Below are 22,537 nucleotides of genomic sequence, written 5' to 3' on the forward strand. Positions count from 1 at the left end.
AACGCTTTTTTGATGTCACTAAGATGGTCGTACCATGTTGGGTAAAAGTACGAAACCAAATGTTTGCCGATTAGTCTCGTTTTTGAAATAATAACCACATAAGGACTATCTTTTAATGTTTGGGGGAGATTAAATGAAGTTCAGTAAGTTATTAGTTGCGTTGGGAATGCTTGTTGGCGTTGGACTCGCAGGAGTTGGTTCTGCTCACGCTCAAGTCGCTAGTAAGCGAGTTACAGTTCAGTTTAAAAGTACAACTGGAAAAAACCTTCAGGCGAGCCGCACATTTTATTTGCCGAACGATGGGGTCAGTACTGTTAGTGGCAGTGATCAGCTAATCAAGGGGTACATCCCGTATGATGGTGGCAAAACTTATACATATAAGAATTGTCCACGAACACTAACGATTCGTTACAGTAAGTTGAGTACTGTTGCCACAAAGGTTGGTAAATACTATATGCAACAGATCAATGCTTACCGAGTCACTCAAGGATTGGCTAAGCTCAGGGGCAACAGTGATTTGAAGAGGAAGGCGACAGTTCGCGCCAATGAACTATGGATTCAAACGAGTCATACCAGACCTAATGGTGAATCGTATAACACTAAAAACAGTGGTTATGCTGAGGTAATGGCAGTATTTCCAAGCTGTTTTCATTCAGTTGTTGGTTCTGGTGCCTACGTTGAATACCGAAAGTCTGGGACGCTTGATTACAAAGAAACTGCGGCAACGGCCAGCAATGAGTTGCTGACAATCGATGCTCAACACCGCGATACTGAATTGAACACGTGGTCCAAGTATAGTGAAGTTGCGTTCAGTTTTAAGCCGGATGGTTCGGGAATGATGGCACAGTTATTTAAACTTTAATATGTAGGGTTCAACGACACCGATAATAGCCATGAGTATCGGTGCCGTTCTTTGTTTATAAACGGGAATTTGGTGTTTTATATGTAAGCGTGACCACTTTTTCAACGGTTGTCACCGCTGTTATAACGGTGTTAAGCTAGTTTCTGGAGATTCAGGATAACGAATTTAATGAAAACGAATGTAATTGCGGTTCGACTGCCTTGTGGGGAGATGTTGACGTGCAGAATAGACATAGTTTATGTGACCGCCGATTTTACTGGTGGAAACGATTTTTAAATCAAGATTAACTGGATGTTCCTTCCCGAAAAATTATAGATTAGGAGGGATTATTCACGATTATGAGTAATTCAAGAAAAGGGATTAACTTTACATTTATGATTTTCATGTTGTCGGCCAACTTAAGGCTGGCAATCACAGGAATTCCGCCACTGGTTAGTACGATTCAGTCTTCACTTGGACTAACGAATGGCCAGATGGGGATATTAACCACGATTCCGCTTCTGTGTTTTGCATTTCTATCAATTTTAGTTTCCAGGTTGATCAACCGGATTGGAACTAGTGCAACCCTACAAATTGCGCTGCTATTACTGGTAATTTCTAATACGCTAAGGGTATATACGACCTGGAGCTTGTTTGCAGGGACGATTTTAGTTGGGGTAGCGATTGCGATGCTTAATGTTTTGATGCCAACGCTAATTATTGAGTGGCACCCAGAACAATCAGCAAAGCTCAACGGAATCTATACCTCATCATTAAGCTTGTTGTCAGCAGTTGCGGGTGCAATTGCGGTACCAATTGCAAAGTCGGTTGGTTGGCAATTTACGATTCAAATCTTCTCAATTCCAGCAGTCTTGGCATTTATTTGCTGGTTATTTGTAGGTAAGAAGCCAGAGTGGCACCCAACAAATAACAAAGATGTTGCTAAGGAAGACCGGCCAAAGCATTGGCAAAAGCCAGAAATTTGGATGCTGGCAATGTTTATGGGGATGCAGTCATTTATCTTTTATACTCTAGTTGCCTGGGTTCCAAGTGTGTTAACTTCTCACGGAATATCTGCTTCAGTGGCAGGACTCCTCTTTGGTGTTTTTCAGCTGGCAGGGGTACCGTTTGCGTACTTTGTACCGCGAGCAACTCAAAGTAAGACGGGATTAATTACCCTGATGACATTGCTATTCATCGGCTATTTATCAGGTATGGGGATTCTCACTTTCGGTGGGAGTAACGTCATTCTTCAAGTAATTGCCTGTGCCTTGATTGGAATCACTACTTCTGCTTCATTCTCACTTTCATTGACAATGATCTCAGTCATTTCAGATACGCCCCAAGACGCCGGGACAATTGGGGGAATGGTTCAAGCTGCTGGCTATTTACTGGCTAGTATCGGCCCCACACTTATTGGTGTTTTGGAAGGAACTTTTGGTGGTTGGACACCAGCAATGCTGATTTTAATGTCATTGTCGGTAATTACCATCGCAATCGGATTTGTAATGATTCGAGCCGTTGGTAGAAGGGTTTCTTAATTTTAAAATTAATGTAATTGAAAAATTTAAGTGATATATAATTAATCCAGTCGTGAAGTTTAGTTGAAAACTTTGTGACTGGATTTTTTTACAACATAGAATGTGGGGGCATTATGAAAAAAGTAATTAAATGGCTATTAACAATTATCGTAATTTTGGTCACAATCATTGCAGGTTACGTTGCTTATGTATTTCTTACATATCATCGCTTACCTGACAATCAGGAGCTTACTGTAGAAAATCGGAGTAGCCGCGAGCTGAAACCCGGAAAAACTTATAAGGCGATGACCTTTAACGTGGGTTATGGTGCATACCCACATAACTACACGTTTTTTATGGATGGCGGATATTATTCGCGGGCGTTTAGTAAAAAAAGCGTTGAGCAGGGGATGGGGGCATTTGTGAATGCCGTTAAGTCTGAAAATCCTGACTTGATGTTATTCCAAGAAGTTGACCCTGACGGAGATCGTTCTCAGCATGTTAATGAAGTTAAGTGGCTGACCAAAAACCTGCCAGCATATTCTCATGTCTACGCTCAAAACTATGATTCGGCTTACTTATTTTATCCGCTTACCCACCCAATCGGGAAAGCTAAGTCAGGAATCGTGACACTGACAAAAACTAAAATCAATAATAGTACCCGCTATAAACTGCCAATTGATACTAATTTCAGTAAATTTGTTGATTTAGACCGAGCAATTTCTGTCACCCGAATCCCGGTCAAAAATGGTAAGCAACTGGCTTTGATTAACGTTCACTTATCCGCATTTACCAAGAATAAGAAAGTGATGAATGCCCAGCTGAATAAGGTGTTTAATCGAATGAAACTGGAACAACGACGTGGAAATTACGTAATTGTTGGTGGTGATTACAATCACGATATGCTGCAAAATAGTCCCCAAGTTTTCCACACAACTTCAAAGCGGTTGAGTTGGACGCATCCGTTTCCAGTAAAGAAAATTCCTTCTGAATTTACCTTAGTTACTAAAGGATTACGAAAGGCTGGAATTCCTTCAGTTAGGAATAATAATCAACCATACAGAGCTGGCAAAACGTACGTATCGTTTGCAGACGGTTTTATGGTTTCGAAAAATGTTATTCCACAGCTTATTCACGTGAAAAACTTGCACTTTGCTCATTCAGATCACAATCCAGTTGTGATGACGTTTAAGCTGGCTGACATGTGAATTTAGTGACTTTCTGGCTCAGATATGGCAACATTACAGTAACTACTCACCGAAAGGAGAATTCTTATGAGTCTTGAATTAAAGCCAATTAACCGCCGCTCAGCGGATTTTCCCAAGGTAAAGCAGCTATTTAGCCAAGCCTTTCCGAAGGATGAACAGGTTCCAATGTGGTACTTGTTGTTCAAGGCAAGACGACAAAACGTTGACTTCTTTGGACTTTACGACAATCAACGCTGGGTTGGCCTTACCTATACAATCACCCATCAAAAAGTTACTTACGTCTTTTTCCTAGCGATTGATCCAAATAATCGCTCCCAAGGATACGGTAGTCAGGCCTTAGCAGCAGTTAAGGCGAGGTATCCTGGTAACAAGATTGGCCTAGTTATTGAAGAAGTAAAAAAAGCCGCTGCCAACTATGAGCAACGACTTAGACGTAAGCAGTTTTACCAGAAGAACGGGTTTGCGGAGACTGATTTCACGTTGACTGAGGGAAAAACTGACTATGAATTTATGAGTACGAATGGTGTCATTTCACCATTTGAATACATGGGTTTGATGCGTGACTATGGTGGCACGGTTTTGCAGTGGTACATTAAGACTAAAATTCACGTTAGACCAAAAAACCAAGTGCAGCCAGACTAATACCACCTACAAGGGTTAGACCTAGATACCAAGCAAAGGTTAAGTAAGCTTTTTCTTGTAGCAAGCTTAAACACTCATTTGCCATGGTAGAAAAGGTGGTGAAGCCACCACAGAGGCCGATGCCGAGGAATACCAGCCAATTAGGTTGACTAATAAGTCTGGCGGTTAAGATTCCTAGAAGCAGGGCTCCCAACCAGTTGATTACAAGTGTTGCAGTTGGAAAGCCTGTCATTTTATGGTTATTGACGAGTTTGGTGAAGTCATACCTGGCAACAGCCCCAATTGCGGCCCCAATCCCAATTAATAAATATTGAATCATCTATGATTACCTCCCGCTTTTAGGGTGGTAATTTTTTTGCCTAATATACTACCAAGGTATGCTAGAAAAATTCCCCCTATGATGCTAACCAATAAGTACATTCCGGCGGTGACAACTTCGTGAGATTGAAGTAACTTGATAATTTCCACAGTGAAAGTTGAAAAGGTAGTGAATGCACCAATCATTCCTGTTCCTAGGGCCAATGTCAATTGAGCTGGAAATCTTTCAGATACCGCTAGGGTGTTATTGATTAGTGCCAGTACAAAACAACCAATTAAGTTGATTATCACGGTTGCGAGGGGGAAAGTGGTGGTGGGGATGATGGCATCAACTCCAAAACGAGCCATACCCCCTAAGATCGCAAAAATGGCAATTAATAATTCGTCCATGGCAACCTCCTTATATTAACCATTAAATGGTACTCCTAGGATTAACAAAACTCACGATTTTTTTAAAATTAAGTTGACTTATCAAAATGACAGTGTAAAATAATGATAAATTTATTAAAAGATTATTAGACGCAGAAGAGAAGAGTAACGCTAGCGCAAGTACAACAGAGAGCTTTGTTCGGTGAGAGAAGCTACTTGCAACGGTGTGAAGATGAGCTCGGAGTCAGGTCAGCGGTCGTTAGGCTAGTTGATCCGGTAGCAACCGATACATTGCGGAGTATTCTATTTGAGTACTTGTCGAGGTTGCTGCTGTGAAGTAGTAACGAATCCAGGGTGGCATCACGAAGCTTTCGTCCCTAAGTTAAATACTTAGTGGCGGAAGCTTTTTTATTTTAGTTTAAACAGAAACGGAGTTGATAGGAATGACAGCGAACGCAATCAATGGTTTATTACGAGCAGATGGAAAGTGGCAAGCAAATGATTTAGATAATCCCCAACAAATTTTGGTGTTGAATTTGATGCCAACCAAACGAACAACGGAGCGGCAGTTCCTATCAACGTTTGATTATCTTGATCATGATGTGGAAATCACGTTCTTATACCCCAAGACCCACAGCTTTAAAACGGTGTCTGGTGAGAAAATCAGCCGATGTTATTGTTGCCTCAGTGACATCGCTGATAAGCACTATGATGGCCTAATTATCACGGGTGCACCGGTGGAAAAGCTCCGATTTGGTCAGGTTGATTACTTCAACGAGTTAAAAGAAATTATTGCGTGGGCGCACAGTCACGTAACGGAAATTTTATGTGAATGTTGGGCAGCCCAGGCTGTTTTGAACATTGAAAATGGGGTATCTAAGAAATTACTTGATAAGAAGCTGTTTGGAATTTACTGTGCGGACGAAGTAGTAAAGAGTTGCCTAACTGCCGGTCTTAGCGCTGGAGCTGGCCTCACAATGCCACAGTCGCGGCATACAGAAATCACCGGATTTGAAGACATTGTTGATTTGAAAGTATTGGCAAGTTCCAAGGTAGCAGGTCCGTGTATTTTAAGAAATGATGACTTGAACGAAACTTTCGTAACGGGTCATCCGGAATATTCATTGGAAACCTTGTTGATTGAATATCATCGAGACTTAAATAAGCACTTGCCAATTAAACGACCAGAGAACTACTTTGTTGGGATAGATGAGGAAGAAATCAATTATTCATGGCGACAAACAAGCCTTCAGTTATACAACAACTGGTTAAACTTAATTACTCAAACACAGAAAGTGGGAATTAATAATGAGCGAAGAAAAGTATCAATTTGAAACGTTACAAGTTCACGCAGGCCAAACCGTAGATGAAACTGGCTCTCGGGCAGTCCCAATTTACCAAACAACTTCATATGTATTCGACAGTCCAGAACAAGCGGCTGGCAGGTTTGGATTAACAGATCCAGGTAACATCTACACTCGGCTTACTAATCCGACTACAGATGTTGTTGATAAACGGGTGGCTGCTTTAGAAAATGGAACTGCAGGTGTGACCCTGGCGACCGGATCTGCCGCAATTGCGTCAGCCATTATCAACATTGCTGGTAAGGGCGATGAAATCGTTGCTGCTAGTACTTTGTACGGAGGGACGTTTGACCTCTTCAACGTAACCTTCCCAAATTTGGGAATTACGACCCACTTTGTTGACCCAGACAATCCTGAAAACTTTGAGGCCCCAATCAATGAACATACCAAAGCTCTTTATGTGGAAAGTATTGGTAATCCTGGAATCAATCTAGTCGATTTTGAAAAGATTGCTGAGATTGCCCATAGGCACGGCATTATTTTGATTGTTGATAATACTTTTGGAACACCATACCTAGTAAAACCATTGGATCACGGCGCTGATGTAGTGATTCATTCAGCCACAAAATTTATTGGTGGTCATGGAACAACGATGGGTGGGGTAATCGTTGAAAATGGTAAGTTCGATTGGAAAGCAAGCGGTCGCTATCCAGGCTTCACTGAGCCTAACGCTCAGTATGATGGCTTGGTGTTTGCGGATTTGGGGGATGCCGCATTTACGACCAAGGTGCGTGCAGAGTCGCTTAGAGATTTAGGTGCAACAATTAGCCCATTTAATTCGTTTTTACTTCTTCAGGGGCTGGAATCGCTGTCCCTGAGGGTTGAACGCCACGTAGAAAATACTAAAAAGATCGTGGAATTTTTAGACAATCATCCTAAGGTTGCTTGGATTAACTATCCGTCATTACAAACAAGTAAATACCATGATTTAGCAACCAAGTACTTTCCAAAGGGTGTTGGTTCAATCTTTACCCTTGGATTAACTGGTGGGGAGCAGGCAGGCAAACAATTGATCGAGAATTTAGATTTATTTTCGCTGTTGGCCAATGTCGCGGATGCTAAGTCATTAATCATTCATCCGGCATCAACTACCCATGCCCAGCTGAATAAGGAAGAACTAAAACAGGCAGGAGTAACTCCTGACCTAATCAGAATCTCTGTTGGAATTGAGAATGCGGATGATTTGATTGCTGATTTGAGTCAGGCACTGGATAAGATTTAGATGTCGTTTAAAAAAGGTAGCTACGTTATCGTAGCTACCTTTTTTGTTTTCTTATTACGTTTATTTAAACTTAACTGCTGTCCCATACGCAGCCACAGACTGCATATCCGTACTAATTGATCCTGAGTCAAAACGCATCATGACAACTGCGTCTGCTCCCATTGACTTAGCATTTTCTTTTAGGCGGTCAACTGCGGTATCTCGAGCTTCTTCAAGCATCTTGGTGTAATCTTTGATTTCCCCGCCGACAATGTTCTTTAAACCAGCGCCGATATTTCTTACAACGTTTTTTGATTGAGTTGTTAACCCAAATACCTCGCCAATTACTTCGTATTCCTTACCTGGAATATTTTCAGTGGTGGTGACAATAAAGTTTTCAGCCATATCGATTCTCCCTTTGTTAAAGTAGACATCATACACAAAAACCCACCAACCTAAGAGATTGATGGGTTTGCATCCAAAGATTCTCTCTGTGGTTGAAAAAGATCTTCATCACGATGCATTTTAATTATAACGTGTTCAAATATAGTTTACAAAATATATTTTTTAACTTAAAAGATTATTTAGCTGCCTTTTCTTGCGCTGCTTGAGCCAAGATATTTAGGTAATTGAATGGACGGTCAAATTGTGGTTGGAAAAGCATATCAACCATTGTTAAATCGTCAATTGTGTTTTCGTTTTGGATACATACTGATAAAGTGTTAGCTGATTGAGAAACATCGTAAGTACTTAATAGGGAACCACCAAGAATCTTACGACTATCCTTATCAAACACAAGCGACATCAGCACTTCTTCAGTCGTTGGCATAAATTCGGGACGGTAGTTATCCTTAACAATAACTCTCTCAGCATTGATTCCAGCTTGGTTAGCAGCAGACAATGTCAAACCAGTTGAGACCATGATTTTATCGTATAACTTCAAACCAGATGATGACTGAGTTCCCATGTATTTGACAGTTGGAGTTTCAATGTTTTTACCAACTAGGATTCCTTGACGAACTGCGTTAGTTGCCAATGGGATGTATGCCATGCCGTGCGTTGGGTTGTAGTGAACTGCAACGCTATCGCCAGCGGCATAGATGTCAGGATTTGATGTTTGCATGTAATCGTTAGTAATCAAAGCTCCGTTGTCGGTCATGTCCAATTGCCCCTTAAACAGGTCAGTGTTTGGTCTGAAACCAACACAAAGAACAACTAGATCGGCTTCGTAGGTGTTTTTATCAGTTTTAACTGTGGCAACGTCATCACCAGAAATTTCTTGAACCAATTCGCCTAGTCCGAGGGTAACGCCATTATCGCGGAAGTCCTTTTCAATGACATCTGTGAACTCGCTGTCAAAGTATTTAGGCATTACACGGTCAGCACCGTCTAGTAGGGTAACTTCGTGGCCACTCTTGCTGTAAGCTTCGGCAAGTTCGGCACCAATGTAACCAGCACCAATGACGATGATGCGCTTAGCGTCCTTTGCCTTTTCAAATAGCGTCTTTGCATGACCGTAGTTTTTGCAAAGGTAAACATTTTTGTTGTCTACGCCAGGAATTGGTGGGATTACTGGCCATGAGCCGTTGGTAGCAATCAGTTTGTCGTATGTGTCTGTAAATTCAGAGTTATCTTCAAGGTTCTTAACGGTGATTTCTTTCTTGTCAGGGTCAACACTCTCAACTGAATGCTTCATCTTAACGTTGGCACCTAACTTGGCAAGTTCGTCTGGACTTGAGTAGAATAATCCTTGCGGATCCTTAACTTCTCCGCCAAGGTAAAGAGCAATCCCACAAGAGAGAAAAGAAATGTTGTCATTTCTTTCGTATACGGTTACCTCTGCATCTGGATGTTCAGCTAAAACAGTTTTGATGGCAAATGTACCTGCGTGGGTACAACCAATTACAGCAATTTTCATATGAATTCTCCTAACAAATAATAATTACTTTATTCACAAGCGAGCTTGCATAACCATTATATGATGGAATGTAAGCGTGTCAAAGCCTTTGTATCCGTTATTTTTGCTTGTGAAATTATCGACTATTATAAAACTCAATAGCCATCAGTTTTCTAACGTCTACAAAAAAATTGTGCACAATCATAAAAAGTGGGTGAAAGACCAATGATTTTTAAAAGGTGGTCGAAAGACCGGTCATCTTTATTAAAATATTTGCGAATTGCTGATCCAGATGAGAGAGCAGTTCAAGAGTATTTAAATATGGGTGATGTGTTTGTACTAGTGGCAAATGACGATATTAATGATATAATTGCGGTCGCTTTGATGATATATGAAGCTCGTGGTAGGGTTGAGTTGAAAAATTTGGTTGTCAGACCTAAATACCAAAGACAAGGATATGGCGGTACGCTCATTGATATGTTGATTGATTATTATAAAAAGAAAAATCTGGATGAGATTGTTGTCGGTACTGCCAACTCAAGTTTTGGCAACCTTGAATTTTATCATCAAAAGGGATTTACAACGTTTGGGGTTAAAGAAGGATTTTTTGACCTGTATCCTGAACCGATTTTTGAGAATGGTATTCAGGCACACGATATGATTATGTTAATAAGGAAGATTGACGATGAAAATTGACTTTACATATGAACAAGAAGAACCAATCAAACTAAAGCGGTTTTTAAATCAAGTGGGAATTAGTCACAGGATGTACCGCTCGCTGAGAGATGATGGGGGAGAATTTTATGTACAGGGTAAGTTAGTACGAGATGCAACCATTAATCTTGGCGATCAGGTGACGGTGATGTTTCCACCGGAGAAAAGTGACCCCAATGTACCATTTAGTGATGGACCACTTACCGTTATGTATGAAGATAAAAATTGGCTAGTGGTTAATAAACCGGCGGGGTTGACTGTTGTACCGGGACCTGCAAATCGTGATGATACCTTAGTTAACCGAGTTAAAGGTTACTGGCAACAAAATGGTGAAGAAAATTTGGTACCACACATCATTACTCGTCTTGACCGATTTACGAGTGGTGTTGTGTTGATAGCAAAACATCGATTAGCTAATAGCCTTGCAAATGAACTTATGAGTGCTAAACGAATCGATAAGCAGTATTTAGCGGTGGTCTCTGGAACGGGCCTCCTTGAACATGGTGAAATTGATAAACCCTTAGCGAAGGACCCAAATGGATTTGGCCAAATAGTGTCTGAGGATGGTAAGCGGGCACTAACTGAGTATTGGAAAATAAATGAGGGTGAAGCTTACACGGCTGTGAAAGTAGTCCTCCATACAGGTAGAACACACCAAATTCGGGTGCACTTCACCTCTTTGGGGCACCCCCTGTTAGGCGATGAGCTATACTTAGGGCCTTTAAACCTAGGAATTGAGCGCCAGGCGCTGCATGCAGAAAGATTGTCATTCAATGATCCGTTTACTCATGAAGAGTTTGCGTTTACTGCAGAAATTCCAGCTGACATGAAGCAATATTTTGATTAGAATCGTTCTAATTAATCAATGGGCCAAAACCATACCAGTTCTATAATTTGCAATTTATAATCCTCATAGATTACAATCCAATGATAAGTTAATCATTTGAGTTGAGATTAACTGTTACATCGGTTATGATAACGGTATCAAATATGAGGAGGAGACTAGATATGTCTACCAATGGGGAATCGGAACAGACGATTCAAAAAATTATTGCTGAAATGGAAACTAACTTGAGTGTGTTAACTTGGATGAATGTTTCACAACGTGACGAGGCAACTGAAAAGCACATTCAGGCTCTGAAGGCTGCGTTATTAGACGCTAAGCAAGATTTAGTAAGAGCATAAACGTTAGTTGAATTGTTGGAAGATACCTAGTTTTTAAAAATATAACTTAAAACCTAAGCCTTACTGATATAATGTCAGTGAGGCTTTTTTTACTGAAATTTGGGGAGGAATCACGATGGAACAAGAACAATTTGTAACGTGCATTGTTGATAATCAGTCCCATCCAATTACAGATGGACGGCTGCTGAGAGAACTGGACCCAGCTGTGCGCAATTTAGTGAAGGGGGAATTTCCTGACGCTAAAGTCACCGACTTTATTTGTGATCATCATCTATTGAAATACCAATTGTTACGGGTAGATGGGTTGATCAATTCAGATGTAAAGCAGACAAACAAAATTAATCGCCGGCTGACTAAAGCAATGCAAAGCGACGATTACGACATTATTGATGTTAACGATACCCTTAATAAGAGCCTAACGTTTGGCCAAAGAGTTTCAGACTCAGTGGCTAGGTTCGGTGGAAGTTGGGGATTTATTCTGATTTTTGTTTTTGTTCTGATTGCGTGGATGTTAGTTAACGGCCTTAGTCTTTTTGGAATCCATTTTGATTCGTATCCATTTATCTTGCTTAATTTAGCGTTGAGCTGTATTGCAGCCATTCAAGCTCCCATCATTATGATGAGTCAAAACCGAGCTGCAGATCGTGACCGGATGAATTCGGAAAATGATTACCACGTTAATTTGAAATCAGAGCATGAGTTACGAATCTTGCATGCCAAGTTAGATAACTTAACTCAGAACCAAATTCCCCACACTTTGGAAATTCAAAAGTTAGAAATTGAGATTTTAGGCCAAATTAGAAGCGAACTAGATTCTCTCCAAAGAAATCAGAATTCATAAAGATTGAGTTTAGGTTTTGACAAAATTCATCTTTATCGGTATTCTTTTGTCTATAACTATGACATTAGATTTAAATCTAGGAGGATTTTTTTGATAACCATTAGAGAAGCACAGCAGGATGATGCTGGTCAGATAGCGCCGTTAATTGATATTATTTACGACGAGATGGAATTGAGTGAACTTGATGATGTGTCCGAACCCGGATTAGAGAAGGTCATCACGAAGGCTTATCAAACAGATGCATATCTGGGTGATAAAGCAACTACCGTGGTGGCCGAGGCCGATGGCCAAGTTGTTGGAGTAGCATTTGGTTACCCCAGCGAAAACGAAGACGCAATCAATCAAGTTCTGTATGACCTATCAAAACGCAGTGCTGAATTTGACCAACCACTAGTATCTGATTCCGAAACCAATTCGGATGAGTGGTACCTTGATTCAATTGCAGTTGACCCAAATTACCAGGGGATGGGAATTGGTTCAAAACTTTTGAATGCTGTACCTAACATGGCAGAAAATGACGGTAAGGCAGTGGTTGGGTTAAACGTTGATTTTGAAAATCCCAACGCTAAAAAGTTATATGCGAGAAAAGGGTTTAAGGATGTTGGTGTCCAAACGATTGGAGATCATCTTTACTACCACATGCAACGTGAAGTTGCGGTACCTAACCTCTCGTTCGCATAATGAATAAATAAATTCGGGAGTGAAGAGAAAATGTTATTGAATCTTCACTCCTTTTTAATTTGAAAGGATGAATTCCAGTGGAAGACAACATTACAATGGGTGATGCATCGTTTGGCAAGATGATGTTTGTGCTCGACAAAAAAATTAATAAGAAAAATCATCGCGATTATCGGTACGAAAACGAAGAATTAATTGAGATTGCTGACGGCATTTGGGCAATGCCGGCTTACATGAAGGAAGATGACGATTTTAGTATCTTCTTTATCATTACTGAAATTGATGATGGGAGCACCGTTATTGCTTTTTCAACGGGAACTCAAAGTTCTGAAGGATTTTCTCTTAGTGAGCCAATGATAACCGGTGAAGGACTAAACTTACTTAATGAACACAATGAAACCAGAACCAAGAGCGTTCTGCACTTTTTGAACCAAATTTCAAAGGCAGCAGAAGGAAATTGGCGAATTGTAGAATAGGCATTGCAATTCACTCCAGATTTGATATTATATTTTGGTATTTTAAATTTTGGAGAAGAGAAAATGGAATTATCAATTAGTGAATTTGCACACCGATACGGCGTTGAAATGACCGCCGTAGAAACATATGCGACCAATGGTTTGATTGGCCACATGACTGCCGAAAGCCAATCTGTCGTTTTAGACGATAATGATCGGTTTTGGGTAAACACCATTGATAGCTTTTTGGAAACTGGCACCCCCATTCAAGAATTAAAGACTGTCTTGAATCGTTGCCATCCATAGGGCATTTCGATTGTTAAATTAGTAACAGAATGCTAATCTAACAGTAGGGGGAACCTTACACCACTATTGTTAACTTAATTGGATTGTCGTTTGTAAACTAATGTTAGATTGTAACTTTAGATAACATGATAATGTTTTAGCGTGCGAGCAAAGCACTTTGAGTACTCAGCTTAAGCTGAGTCAGGATTCGATTATGAACGGAGTGTAATTTGATTAAAAAACAAGGTGTGGGGTTCCCTCCAAGGAAGGCTAGGACTTTTTGGTCCTCGCCTTTTTTGTATGGAATTGTATGCACATCAATGAGATAATAATTGGTAGATTGGAGTGATTTATATGGCTGAACATAGTCACAATCACGAAGAACTATCTAGGGGGAGATTTTTTTCGGTTACTTTGCTTAATGTGTTAATCACGGTAGCCGAATTTATTGGTGGAGTTTTCTCCGGAAGTTTGTCGTTGATATCAGATGCGTTTCATAACCTAGGCGATAGTCTGTCCATTGTAATTAGTTATGTTGCCAGCAGAATTAGCCTGAAAAACCAGGATGAAAATAATACTTATGGTTACAAACGGGCGCAGATCATTACTGCATTTTTAAATTCGATTGCACTGGTAATTATCTGTCTGGTTTTGATTGTCGAGGCGGTTAGAAGATTTTCACATCCAGAGCCAATTGATGGGCCAGTGATGTTGACCGTTGCAATTATTGGTTTAGTTGCCAATGCAGCATCGGCGTTGATGCTGAATGCGGGAGCTAAGAATAATTTGAATATGCGGGCAACGTACCTACATATTATGAGCGATGCCCTTTCTTCGGTTGCCATCATTATTGGTGGGGTACTGATTGAACTTTTCCACTGGAACTGGGTTGATCCGTTAGTTACGATTTTAGTAGCTGGGTACATCGCATACGAAACCTGGCCAATTATTCGTCAGACCAACCGAATTTTGATGGAAGGGGCACCAAAGATTGATTATGAGGGGATTAAAACAGATCTACTCGAAATCGATGGTGTCTACAATGTTCATCACGTTCATGCGTGGTTGATTGATGAGCACAACATTGTTTTCTCTGCTCACGTTAATCTACACGATATGAAGATTAGCGAGGCTCAGCCAATATACCGGGAGATTGACCACGTCTTGAAGACCAAATATGGTGTTTGTCACACTACAATTCAAGCAGAAGCTGATCGTGGTAAAGATGAAGATATCATTTATGATCAGGGTGAAGACATTTAGGATTTTAATTATCGAGGAATATGCAATTGGCAAAATTTGATGAGTTTGAACAACGGGTAATTGATACCTGTGTCTTGGCGGGAACAATCATGATTGAAAGTGGTTCTGAAATGAACCGAGTCAATGACACAATAAATCGGATCGCTAAGAACGCGGGCCTTCCTGATGTTTCAGCATACGTAACTCTGACAGGAATTATTATGTCTGGAAGCAACGGTGCGGGTGCCAAAGTTGGCCAGATTGAAAAGCGGGAATTTGACATGGAAAAGGTTGCTAAAGTCAATGAGCTATCCCGGGAATTTGCTCACGATAAAATTGATATTGATGAGTTTCATGACCAGCTTGTTCATATTGATGATATTGTTAACAAATTTCCAATTTGGCTGCAAATGATTGGTGCAGCTTTGGTTTCTGGACCATTGGTGGTGGTTTTTAGAAATGATCCAGCAGATTTTTGGATTACTTGTGTTGTGGGGATGCTTGGCTGGGTAATTTATTACTTTCTAAGTATCTACATTCGAATCCGGTTTTTGAGTGAATTCACTGCGGCAGTGGTAATTGCTGCAGCAGCTATTTTGTCCGTAAAGTTCAACTTGGGTGTTAAGGCTGATGACATAATTGTTGGGGCAATGATGCCGTTAGTTCCCGGGATTCCACTAACCAATGCGGTTCGAGATGCATTATCTGGAAACTTAATCAGCGGTCCTGCACGAGGCATCGAGGCATTAATTAGTGCCTGTGCGCTTGGCTTCGGCGTGGCAATTGGTCTGCATTTTTTCTAAGGGGTAGTTAAATGAGTAGTTTGATCATAAATATTATCTGTGTTTATCTTGCCTCAGTGGGGTTTGGCTTAATTGTCAATTTGCCACACAAAGCATTAAATGCTGCTGGTTTAGACGGAGTGCTTGGTTGGCTGGTTTACTATGTCTTGATGCAGACTACCGGCGAAATTGGTTCGGCGAACTTTTTTGGCGGTTTAGTAATTGGATTATGTTCGATAGTTCTGGCTAGAATGAAAAAGATGCCAGCAATTTTATTTGACGTTCCTGGATTAGTTCCATTAGTTCCTGGAGGACAAGCCTATAATGCAATTAAAAACTTTGCGATGGGCAACTATACTGAAGCATTTAATTATTTGGCTCAGGTGGTTTGGATTGCAGGGGCAATTGCCTTGGGATTTATAGTTGCTGAGCTTTGTTTGAAGATTGATGTTAAGATTCGCAGGGTGACTAGAGCCAAGCGGATTTCAAAAAGATAACGGATAAAAAGCGTGAGGCAAAAGCCTCACGCTTTTTATGTATTTGTGGGTTGACGGAAGTTTAAAACCTGTGTATGATGTGTTTAAAATCATATTATATGACGTATAGTATTGTAGAGGTGATAATATGGCAATCCAAATAACGTCCGAATTATTAGATGGCAGCGTCTTGTCCTTGTTAAGTCAAGATGATTACTATGGTTATTCATTGACGCAGAAGGTTCAAGAGTACCTACCGGTGTCTGAGTCAACAATGTACCCGGTACTAAGAAGACTGACCAAAAATAATTACTTAGAAACTTATGATGAGCCTTACCAAGGACGTAATCGTCGTTACTATCGAATTACTGATGACGGTAAAGCGAAGTTTGCTGAAATTAAGGATGAATGGCAAATCTTTAAAGAACAGGTCGATCAATTATTAGGAGGAAGTGATCAACATGAATAAATTCATTGATGAATTGGCGGAACATCTAGGTCAGTTGTCGGTTGAAGAACGTCAGGATGCAGTTGAATTTTACAGTGAGTATTTACAGGATGGAAACTTTACTGAGTATGATGATGCGGTAAAGGAGTTAGGAACTCCCAAACAATTAGCTAGAAAAATTTTAGCGGATTACTCAATCAAGGAAAGTGATGCGGCAAAAGATTCGAACGGTCGGAAGAAAAAACCAAAGTCTGATGCAAAAACAATTTGGTTAATTATCTTGGCGCTGCTCTCCACACCGGTTACTATCCCACTCGCAATCGGCTTAGTAGCTGCTGGATTTGGAGTTATTATTGGAATTTTGGGAATTATCTTTGCTTTTGTGATGATTTTAGGTAGTTTAATTATTCTTGCAGGAATAGCAATTTTTGCCGGAGTCACGGTTTTGTCGGCGGAAGTTTGGACCGGAATTTATTACTTAGGAATGGGATTAGCAATTTTAGGCTTGTTTGTAGTCGCAGTTCCAATTGGAAAGTGGTTAATTGACTTGCTAGTACATTGGACTTCAGTGCTTTCAAAGTGGGTCTATGAAAAAGTTGTTCCTAAAAACCGCGCAGAGAAACGGGGGAATCACTAATGAAAAAAACTTTAATTATTGGAGCCACTATGGTGATTGTCGGAACTTTCTTGTTTGGAATGGGATACGCCAAGGGTGGTAATAAAAACATCTATTGGAAAGATGGCGGGTTTCGGGTCGATAATTCAAAAGTTGTGACTAAGAGATATGCTGATATAGATTCGATTAAGATTCAGTCTGAAGACCCAATTACGATTCAGCGAGGTAACGTTGATCAGGTACAAGTCAAATACCGTACAAGTACTGAATTGAGCCACGATTCTGCCAACAAGACTTTATCAATTAAAGATAATGTCAATCAAAAATACTCGGTGGGCTTTGATTTTAATCACGGGGTTAGTGAGCATGACAATCGGGTGCTGATCACTATTCCTAATAAACAAAAGTTAAAAGAAATATCTGGGGTAACTTCTGAGTCAGTTAACGTAGATAATTTAAGGGTTGGCAAGGTATCACTTAGCGGTGGCGCTGATTTTACTTTGAATAAAGTCACGACTGATAAACCGCTTAAATTTAATGCAGGTGATAACTTAACTTTGAGAAATGTAACTGCACCAATGGTTCGTGCCGACCTATCTGATGGAGATATCTATGTGGACAACGGAAAATTTGATAAAGACATCAGCAAGGTGACTACGAGTGATGGGGATGTAGATGTCCACCACTCATCATTTAAAGAACTCGACGTATCTAGTGACGATGGTGATTTAACTATCAACCATTCGAGGTTTGCTAAAAAGTTGACCACGAAGACACTTGATGGTGATACACTGATCACTGGAATTGATAAGAACAAGACAGATGTGCATGCTGAAACAAGTGACGGTAATCTTTCCGTCTTTGGAAACTCAAAGCGAAATCATCGGGTAGATCATGCAAAAGCAACGATTGATGTTTCATCAGAAGATGGTGATGTAACGGTAAAAGAGTAGCGGGAACAAAACTAATCTAAGAAAGATAGAACAAAATTTATACTAATTTGATAGTAGGGCATAAATTATTGGATTTAATAAGAACTAGGGTGTGGTCTGCACCTTAGTTCTTATTTTTATAGATTCCGGAAAAATTTTGTCGGCATCAGACCAATTAATTAAAAGAATGATAAATCGATTTTGAAAACGGGGAGGTTGCACTAACTGTGATATACTCAAAGTTAGTACATAAGAGAGGATTGTTTTTGAAATGTATGATTCAAATTACATGTTTATCGAGCCGGATCGCAATCGGTTTGCTAAATTAATTGTCAGTTTTTTGCTCACAACTTTCCTGGCGGTTTCTGTATCATTCAACTTTGATTACCTGCAATTTCTAGATTCGCTAATTACCTCAGCGATTCAAGGAAAGGCAGTTAGTCAATTCGCCGAGAAGTTCTACACAATGATTTCTTTCTTAGCAAGTCCTAAGTTGGATATCTTCTGGATATTGGTGATTGCCTTCTTTCTTTGGGGATTTAAATATAAGATTCCAGCGTTATTTGCAATTTTTACCCTTGGAGTCGGCGATATCATCGGTTTCATCATTAAAAATGTAGTTAAGCGTGACCGACCACCATTGCATATGGCTGCAGACGATGGCTATAGTTTTCCAAGTGGTCATGTTTTGGGAATCTTCATTGTTTTAGCAATTATCTGGATTTTCGTGGTACCGATTATTAGTCGAGCATCGGTTCGGGTGATTATTAGATGCCTTATCGTAATTGCTTTGATTTTGGTAATGTTCTCACGGGTATATCTCAATGCACATTTCCCAACTGATACAATTGGGGCAGGCTTTGTTGCCTATACTTGGTTGCAATTAGCCGAAATCTTGTACGCCGGATATGCGCCAAGGCTTAAGCAAATTAGTTTTATTTCAAATTCAAAGATTTAATAGTGAGGCGGTGACGCCTCTTTTTTTATCGGGTGGTGAGTTAATTGATCGATAAATTTACGGTGGGAACAACCTTAGTCAGGCCAATGGAAGTAAGGGATTTTGAGCGAATCAATGAGTTGAGAAGCGATTCTCAGATAGCAAAAGGCACTGGCTTGAATTTGGTAAGTAGTGAATACTCAGTTCCTACGTTTACCAGGGAATTGCAACTGTCTGATACCTACGCGATTGTTGTTGATGAACAGGTTCAAGGAGCGATAATATTGAATGAAGTCGTGGGTGAGTTTGGTGATGTTGATAAAAGCCGCAAGGAGTTGAGTTATTATTTGAACCCAGTATTGTGGTCTCGTGGCATTATGACCCAGACCTTGGGTGAATTGTTTAAAAGAATTGGTGAAACACAAACTGAAACCGTTCAGGCTGAAGTGTTTTCAGAAAATGTTAAGTCAACTGCACTTCTTCATAGACTGGGGTTCACAAAATTAGCCACCTTGGTTGATCCATTTGCTCTGAAAGAAAAGGTGATTTATGAGCTATCATTACAGAAAAAGTAACATGATTTGTCAAAGAGCATTTTCTGGAGTAAACTAGCAGTTATAAAATTTTAATAAATAATATTCGAAGTAGAGGCGCGTTTATTAAGAGTATTTTTCAGGAACTTGAACAGAAGTGATGACTGGAATTGAAAGGGATAATCGCCGAAATTGCTAATTGCGTTTCCAATTAGTGGTTGGGTCTTAACTTAATAAGTTAAGGACTGTCGTGGTGTTTGCTACGGAGTGCTATCAAGATATTGAAACCTAAAGATCTTCTTCAATATTCTTGTGGAAGGTCTTTTTTGTGCTTTTAACTCTATGATGCTTTGAAGGATTGGGAGAGAGTTTTTATGAGTGATAATTCTAATGATCAGGTTAAACGGGGATTGAAGTCCCGCCATGTTTCAATGATTGCCTTAGGAGGGTGTATTGGAACGGGGTTGTTTGTTGCCAGTGGTTCTGCAATTAGTACCGCAGGGCCCGGTGGTGCTTTGGTTGCATATGGTCTGATGGGAATGATGGTTTACTTCTTGATGACTAGTCTGGGTGAAATGGCAACCAATATGCCGATTTCAGGATCATTTGCTGCTTACTCAGCTAAGTACGTTGACCCAGCCCTAGGATTTGCGATGGGATGGAATTATTGGTTTAATTGGGCAATAACTGTTGCTGTTGATGTAAGTACCGTTGCGTTGGTTATGAAGTTTTGGTTGCCAAATATTCCATCATGGATTTGGAGTGCGTTAGCGTTAGCCTTGATCTTCTTGATTAATGCAATGTCAGTTAAGACGTTCGGTGAAACTGAATTCTGGATGTCATTGATCAAGGTTGTAACCATTATCATCTTCTTGGTGGTTGGTTTGCTTACCATCTTTGGAATTATGGGAGGCCACTTCATTGGCCTACGTAATTTCACAGTTAAGGATGCACCGTTTGTTGGTGGAATCTCACCGATCATTTCCGTGTTCGTGGTTGCCGGGTTCTCGTTCCAAGGAACCGAGCTTGTCGGGATTACTGCTGGTGAGTCGCAAGACCCTTCACACAGTGTGCCAAAGGCAATTAATGAAGTTTTCTGGAGAATTATTTTATTCTATATCCTGGCCATTGCTGTAATCGCAGCAATCTTGCCATATACTAGTCATTCGTTGCTTGGATCTGACGCTTCTGATATTGCAATTAGTCCATTTACTTTGGTTTTCCAACGGGCTGGTCTTGCAGCAGCAGCCAGTGTGATGAACGCAGTTATTTTGACATCAGTTATCTCATCAGCTAATTCAGGGATGTACGCATCTACTAGAATGCTCTACTCACTTTCAAATAGTGGGTATGCACCAAAGGTATTAGGAAAGACGGGTTCAAACGGAATTCCATACAACGCTTTGTTGGTTACGACGTTTGTTTCATTGTTAACTTTCGTTTCAAGTATTGCTGGTCCACAAATTTACATGTGGTTAGTTGCTGCATCTGGTTTGACTGGATTTATTGCTTGGTTCGGAATCGCAATTTCTCATTACCGTTTCAGACGGGCATTCGTCAAGCAAGGCCATGATTTAAGTGAGTTGAAGTATCATGCTAAGTGGTTCCCATTTGGCCCTGTACTTTGTCTGATTTTGTGTTTGTTGGTTATCATCGGTCAAAACCCTGATGCCTTTGCATCCTTTGATTGGAAGCAAATCTTAGTTACTTATATGAGTGTTCCTTTGGTTGTTGTGCTTTATGTAGTTTATAAGATTAAGAATCATACTAAGGTTATTCCATTGGATAAGGTTGACGTCAGCCCTTCACACGAAGAGGAAGATTTATCAAAATTAAACGATAAGAATTAGTGAAATCAAAAATCGGTCTATTCCATAATGGAATAGACCTTTTTCTTTTTATAGGCGTTACCATTGACGTTCTTGAATGGTTTGGGTAAAATTGCTGTTAATTGGTATATTTAACAAACAGGGGTGATTTTTAATGACAAAGTACATGTCAAAAGGAAAATACGCAAGAATGAATAAGCTGGTTAATGACCACGGGGTAATTGATGCTCTGGCTTTGGACCAACGCGGTTCATTAGTTAAGGCAACAAAAAAAGCTGCTGAGGATGCTGGCAAGCTTTGGTCAATGGATATGGTTTATGATTTTAAGGAAACCGTTTCTGAAGTTTTAAGTCCATTAAGCTCTGCAATTTTGCTGGACGAACAAATGGGATTCAAAGGAATTGAAGCAAAGTCTGAGGACACTGGATTAATTATGTCGTACGAAAAGACTGGTTACGATGCAGACACACCAGGAAGATTACCTTCATTGATTTCGGAACAATCAGCACAGATTATGATTGATAACGGTGCGGATGCTTTAAAAGTTTTGATTTACTACAATCCAAATGATCCTGATGAGATCAATGATCAAAAGAGGGCATTTGCAGAACGTTATGGTACAGAGGCGATGGCTGCCGAAGTTCCAACCTTCTTTGAAATCGTTACTTATGATGATCGCCTTGCATCCGATTCACTTGAATTCGCTAAGTTAAAGCCAGAGCTAGTTTTGAAGTCAATGAAGGAATTTACTCAGGACAAATACCACATTGACGTTTTGAAGATGGAAGTACCATTCAATCCTAAGTTCATCAAGGAATGGAATGCTGATCTTGATGAGGCTGCTTATTCTGAAGCAGAAGCTCAGGGATACTTGAAACAACTAGGTGAAGAGGCAACACGACCATTCATCTTCTTAAGTGCGGGTGTGCCTATGGATACCTTCCAAAGAGAATTGAAGCTGGCAGGGGATGCTAAGGTGCCATTTACTGGTGTTCTAAGTGGTCGGGCAACCTGGATTGACGGAATCAATATTTTTGTTAAGGATGGCCGTGACGCGCTTGTTGACTGGTTGAAGAACCGTGGTACTAAGAACGTGACTGGTTTGACAGAAATTCTTAACCAAACTGCTATTGCTTGGTATGATGTTTACGGCGGTAAGGATAACATCGAGGTAGTGGATGTCTCGAATTTGAAATAGTTAATACAAGATATTGATAACCTTAT

General features: G+C 40.2%; 27 protein-coding genes and 1 riboswitch. Of the genes, 23 read left to right on the forward strand and 4 right to left on the reverse strand.

Annotated elements, in window-relative coordinates:
• Positions 1-133 precede the first annotated feature (133 nt).
• From PL11_RS06275 to PL11_RS06290, 4 genes are all read left to right on the forward strand, one after another.
• A complete protein-coding gene (locus tag PL11_RS06275; protein ID WP_035168100.1) occupies positions 134-862 on the forward strand; it encodes a CAP domain-containing protein in 729 nt (242 codons plus the stop codon).
• Positions 863-1,200: 338 nt separating this feature from the next.
• The gene (locus PL11_RS06280) at positions 1,201-2,382 is read left to right on the forward strand and encodes a CynX/NimT family MFS transporter (protein ID WP_035168102.1); all 1,182 of its coding nucleotides are present in this window, start codon (positions 1,201-1,203) and stop codon (positions 2,380-2,382) included.
• Positions 2,383-2,495: 113 nt separating this feature from the next.
• Positions 2,496-3,569: an endonuclease/exonuclease/phosphatase family protein gene (locus PL11_RS10375; RefSeq protein ID WP_035168103.1), complete on the forward strand. Its 1,074-nt coding sequence runs from the start codon at positions 2,496-2,498 to the stop codon at positions 3,567-3,569.
• Between the two features lie 66 nt (positions 3,570-3,635).
• A complete protein-coding gene (locus tag PL11_RS06290) occupies positions 3,636-4,211 on the forward strand; it encodes a GNAT family N-acetyltransferase (RefSeq protein ID WP_035168104.1) in 576 nt (191 codons plus the stop codon).
• Here PL11_RS06290 and crcB read toward each other — a convergent pair.
• Positions 4,180-4,530: a fluoride efflux transporter CrcB gene (crcB, locus tag PL11_RS06295; RefSeq protein WP_035168106.1), complete on the reverse strand. Its 351-nt coding sequence runs from the start codon at positions 4,528-4,530 to the stop codon at positions 4,180-4,182. The two genes, PL11_RS06290 and crcB, sit on opposite strands and share 32 nt — an antisense overlap.
• Complete coding sequence (locus PL11_RS06300; protein ID WP_035168107.1) at positions 4,527-4,919, reverse strand: fluoride efflux transporter FluC; 393 nt, start codon at positions 4,917-4,919, stop codon at positions 4,527-4,529. Before PL11_RS06300 ends, crcB begins: the two co-directional genes overlap by 4 nt.
• 422 nt (positions 4,920-5,341) lie before the next feature.
• Here PL11_RS06300 and PL11_RS06305 point away from each other — a divergent pair, with 422 nt between their 5' ends.
• Positions 5,342-6,232, forward strand: a complete 891-nt coding sequence (locus tag PL11_RS06305; RefSeq protein ID WP_035168108.1) for a homoserine O-acetyltransferase/O-succinyltransferase family protein — start codon at positions 5,342-5,344, stop codon at positions 6,230-6,232.
• Positions 6,207-7,484 carry an O-acetylhomoserine aminocarboxypropyltransferase/cysteine synthase family protein gene (locus tag PL11_RS06310; RefSeq protein ID WP_035168109.1) on the forward strand — a complete coding sequence of 426 codons (1,278 nt, stop codon included), beginning with the start codon at positions 6,207-6,209 and terminating at the stop codon, positions 7,482-7,484. The genes PL11_RS06305 and PL11_RS06310 overlap by 26 nt, the downstream gene beginning before the upstream one ends.
• A 60-nt stretch (positions 7,485-7,544) precedes the next feature.
• On the opposite strand, the gene PL11_RS06315 is transcribed toward PL11_RS06310, so the two are convergent.
• Positions 7,545-7,868 (reverse strand): heavy metal-binding domain-containing protein, encoded by a 324-nt coding sequence (locus tag PL11_RS06315; protein WP_035168110.1) that lies wholly within the window; start codon positions 7,866-7,868, stop codon positions 7,545-7,547.
• A gap of 175 nt (positions 7,869-8,043) precedes the next feature.
• Positions 8,044-9,381, reverse strand: a complete 1,338-nt coding sequence (locus PL11_RS06320; RefSeq protein WP_035168111.1) for an FAD-dependent oxidoreductase — start codon at positions 9,379-9,381, stop codon at positions 8,044-8,046.
• A gap of 252 nt (positions 9,382-9,633) precedes the next feature.
• On the opposite strand from PL11_RS06320, the gene PL11_RS06325 reads away from it, so the two are divergent.
• The 17 genes from PL11_RS06325 (at position 9,634) to PL11_RS06400 (ending at position 22,511) form a co-directional block, all read left to right on the forward strand.
• Positions 9,634-10,056, forward strand: coding sequence for a GNAT family N-acetyltransferase (locus tag PL11_RS06325; RefSeq protein WP_237047478.1), 423 nt, complete (start codon positions 9,634-9,636; stop codon positions 10,054-10,056).
• Positions 10,046-10,921 carry an RluA family pseudouridine synthase gene (locus PL11_RS06330; protein WP_035168115.1) on the forward strand — a complete coding sequence of 292 codons (876 nt, stop codon included), beginning with the start codon at positions 10,046-10,048 and terminating at the stop codon, positions 10,919-10,921. The genes PL11_RS06325 and PL11_RS06330 overlap by 11 nt, the downstream gene beginning before the upstream one ends.
• Before the next feature lie 161 nt (positions 10,922-11,082).
• Positions 11,083-11,259: a hypothetical protein gene (locus PL11_RS10380; RefSeq protein ID WP_191982052.1), complete on the forward strand. Its 177-nt coding sequence runs from the start codon at positions 11,083-11,085 to the stop codon at positions 11,257-11,259.
• A gap of 115 nt (positions 11,260-11,374) precedes the next feature.
• Complete coding sequence (locus PL11_RS06335) at positions 11,375-12,100, forward strand: DUF1003 domain-containing protein (RefSeq protein WP_052127831.1); 726 nt, start codon at positions 11,375-11,377, stop codon at positions 12,098-12,100.
• 90 nt (positions 12,101-12,190) lie between these two features.
• Positions 12,191-12,781, forward strand: coding sequence for a GNAT family N-acetyltransferase (locus PL11_RS06340; protein ID WP_035168117.1), 591 nt, complete (start codon positions 12,191-12,193; stop codon positions 12,779-12,781).
• A 77-nt stretch (positions 12,782-12,858) separates the two neighbouring features.
• Positions 12,859-13,254 (forward strand): hypothetical protein, encoded by a 396-nt coding sequence (locus PL11_RS06345; RefSeq protein WP_035168119.1) that lies wholly within the window; start codon positions 12,859-12,861, stop codon positions 13,252-13,254.
• Between the two features lie 63 nt (positions 13,255-13,317).
• The gene (locus PL11_RS06350) at positions 13,318-13,539 is read left to right on the forward strand and encodes a MerR family transcriptional regulator (RefSeq protein ID WP_035168122.1); all 222 of its coding nucleotides are present in this window, start codon (positions 13,318-13,320) and stop codon (positions 13,537-13,539) included.
• A 333-nt stretch (positions 13,540-13,872) separates the two neighbouring features.
• Complete coding sequence (locus tag PL11_RS06355) at positions 13,873-14,781, forward strand: cation diffusion facilitator family transporter (protein ID WP_035168124.1); 909 nt, start codon at positions 13,873-13,875, stop codon at positions 14,779-14,781.
• Between the two features lie 20 nt (positions 14,782-14,801).
• Positions 14,802-15,563 carry a threonine/serine exporter family protein gene (locus PL11_RS06360; RefSeq protein WP_035168126.1) on the forward strand — a complete coding sequence of 254 codons (762 nt, stop codon included), beginning with the start codon at positions 14,802-14,804 and terminating at the stop codon, positions 15,561-15,563.
• Positions 15,564-15,574: 11 nt separating this feature from the next.
• Positions 15,575-16,039 carry a threonine/serine exporter family protein gene (locus PL11_RS06365; RefSeq protein ID WP_035168128.1) on the forward strand — a complete coding sequence of 155 codons (465 nt, stop codon included), beginning with the start codon at positions 15,575-15,577 and terminating at the stop codon, positions 16,037-16,039.
• 127 nt (positions 16,040-16,166) lie between these two features.
• A complete protein-coding gene (locus PL11_RS06370; RefSeq protein WP_035168131.1) occupies positions 16,167-16,487 on the forward strand; it encodes a PadR family transcriptional regulator in 321 nt (106 codons plus the stop codon).
• Positions 16,480-17,103, forward strand: a complete 624-nt coding sequence (locus PL11_RS06375) for a DUF1700 domain-containing protein (RefSeq protein WP_035168134.1) — start codon at positions 16,480-16,482, stop codon at positions 17,101-17,103. Before PL11_RS06370 ends, PL11_RS06375 begins: the two co-directional genes overlap by 8 nt.
• Entirely contained in the window at positions 17,103-18,035 is a 933-nt protein-coding gene (locus PL11_RS06380) for a DUF4097 family beta strand repeat-containing protein (RefSeq protein ID WP_035168136.1), read from the forward strand. Before PL11_RS06375 ends, PL11_RS06380 begins: the two co-directional genes overlap by 1 nt.
• A gap of 250 nt (positions 18,036-18,285) precedes the next feature.
• Positions 18,286-18,972, forward strand: coding sequence for a phosphatase PAP2 family protein (locus tag PL11_RS06385; protein WP_035168139.1), 687 nt, complete (start codon positions 18,286-18,288; stop codon positions 18,970-18,972).
• Positions 18,973-19,016: 44 nt separating this feature from the next.
• Positions 19,017-19,526, forward strand: coding sequence for a GNAT family N-acetyltransferase (locus PL11_RS06390; RefSeq protein ID WP_052127832.1), 510 nt, complete (start codon positions 19,017-19,019; stop codon positions 19,524-19,526).
• 62 nt (positions 19,527-19,588) lie between these two features.
• Positions 19,589-19,765, forward strand: a riboswitch (Lysine riboswitch).
• Positions 19,766-19,858: 93 nt separating this feature from the next.
• Entirely contained in the window at positions 19,859-21,334 is a 1,476-nt protein-coding gene (locus PL11_RS06395) for an amino acid permease (protein WP_035168141.1), read from the forward strand.
• Positions 21,335-21,467: 133 nt separating this feature from the next.
• Positions 21,468-22,511: a tagatose 1,6-diphosphate aldolase gene (locus PL11_RS06400; RefSeq protein WP_035168143.1), complete on the forward strand. Its 1,044-nt coding sequence runs from the start codon at positions 21,468-21,470 to the stop codon at positions 22,509-22,511.
• Positions 22,512-22,537 lie beyond the last annotated feature (26 nt).

Source organism: Lentilactobacillus curieae (genome assembly GCF_000785105.2).
GTDB lineage: Bacteria > Bacillota > Bacilli > Lactobacillales > Lactobacillaceae > Lentilactobacillus > Lentilactobacillus curieae.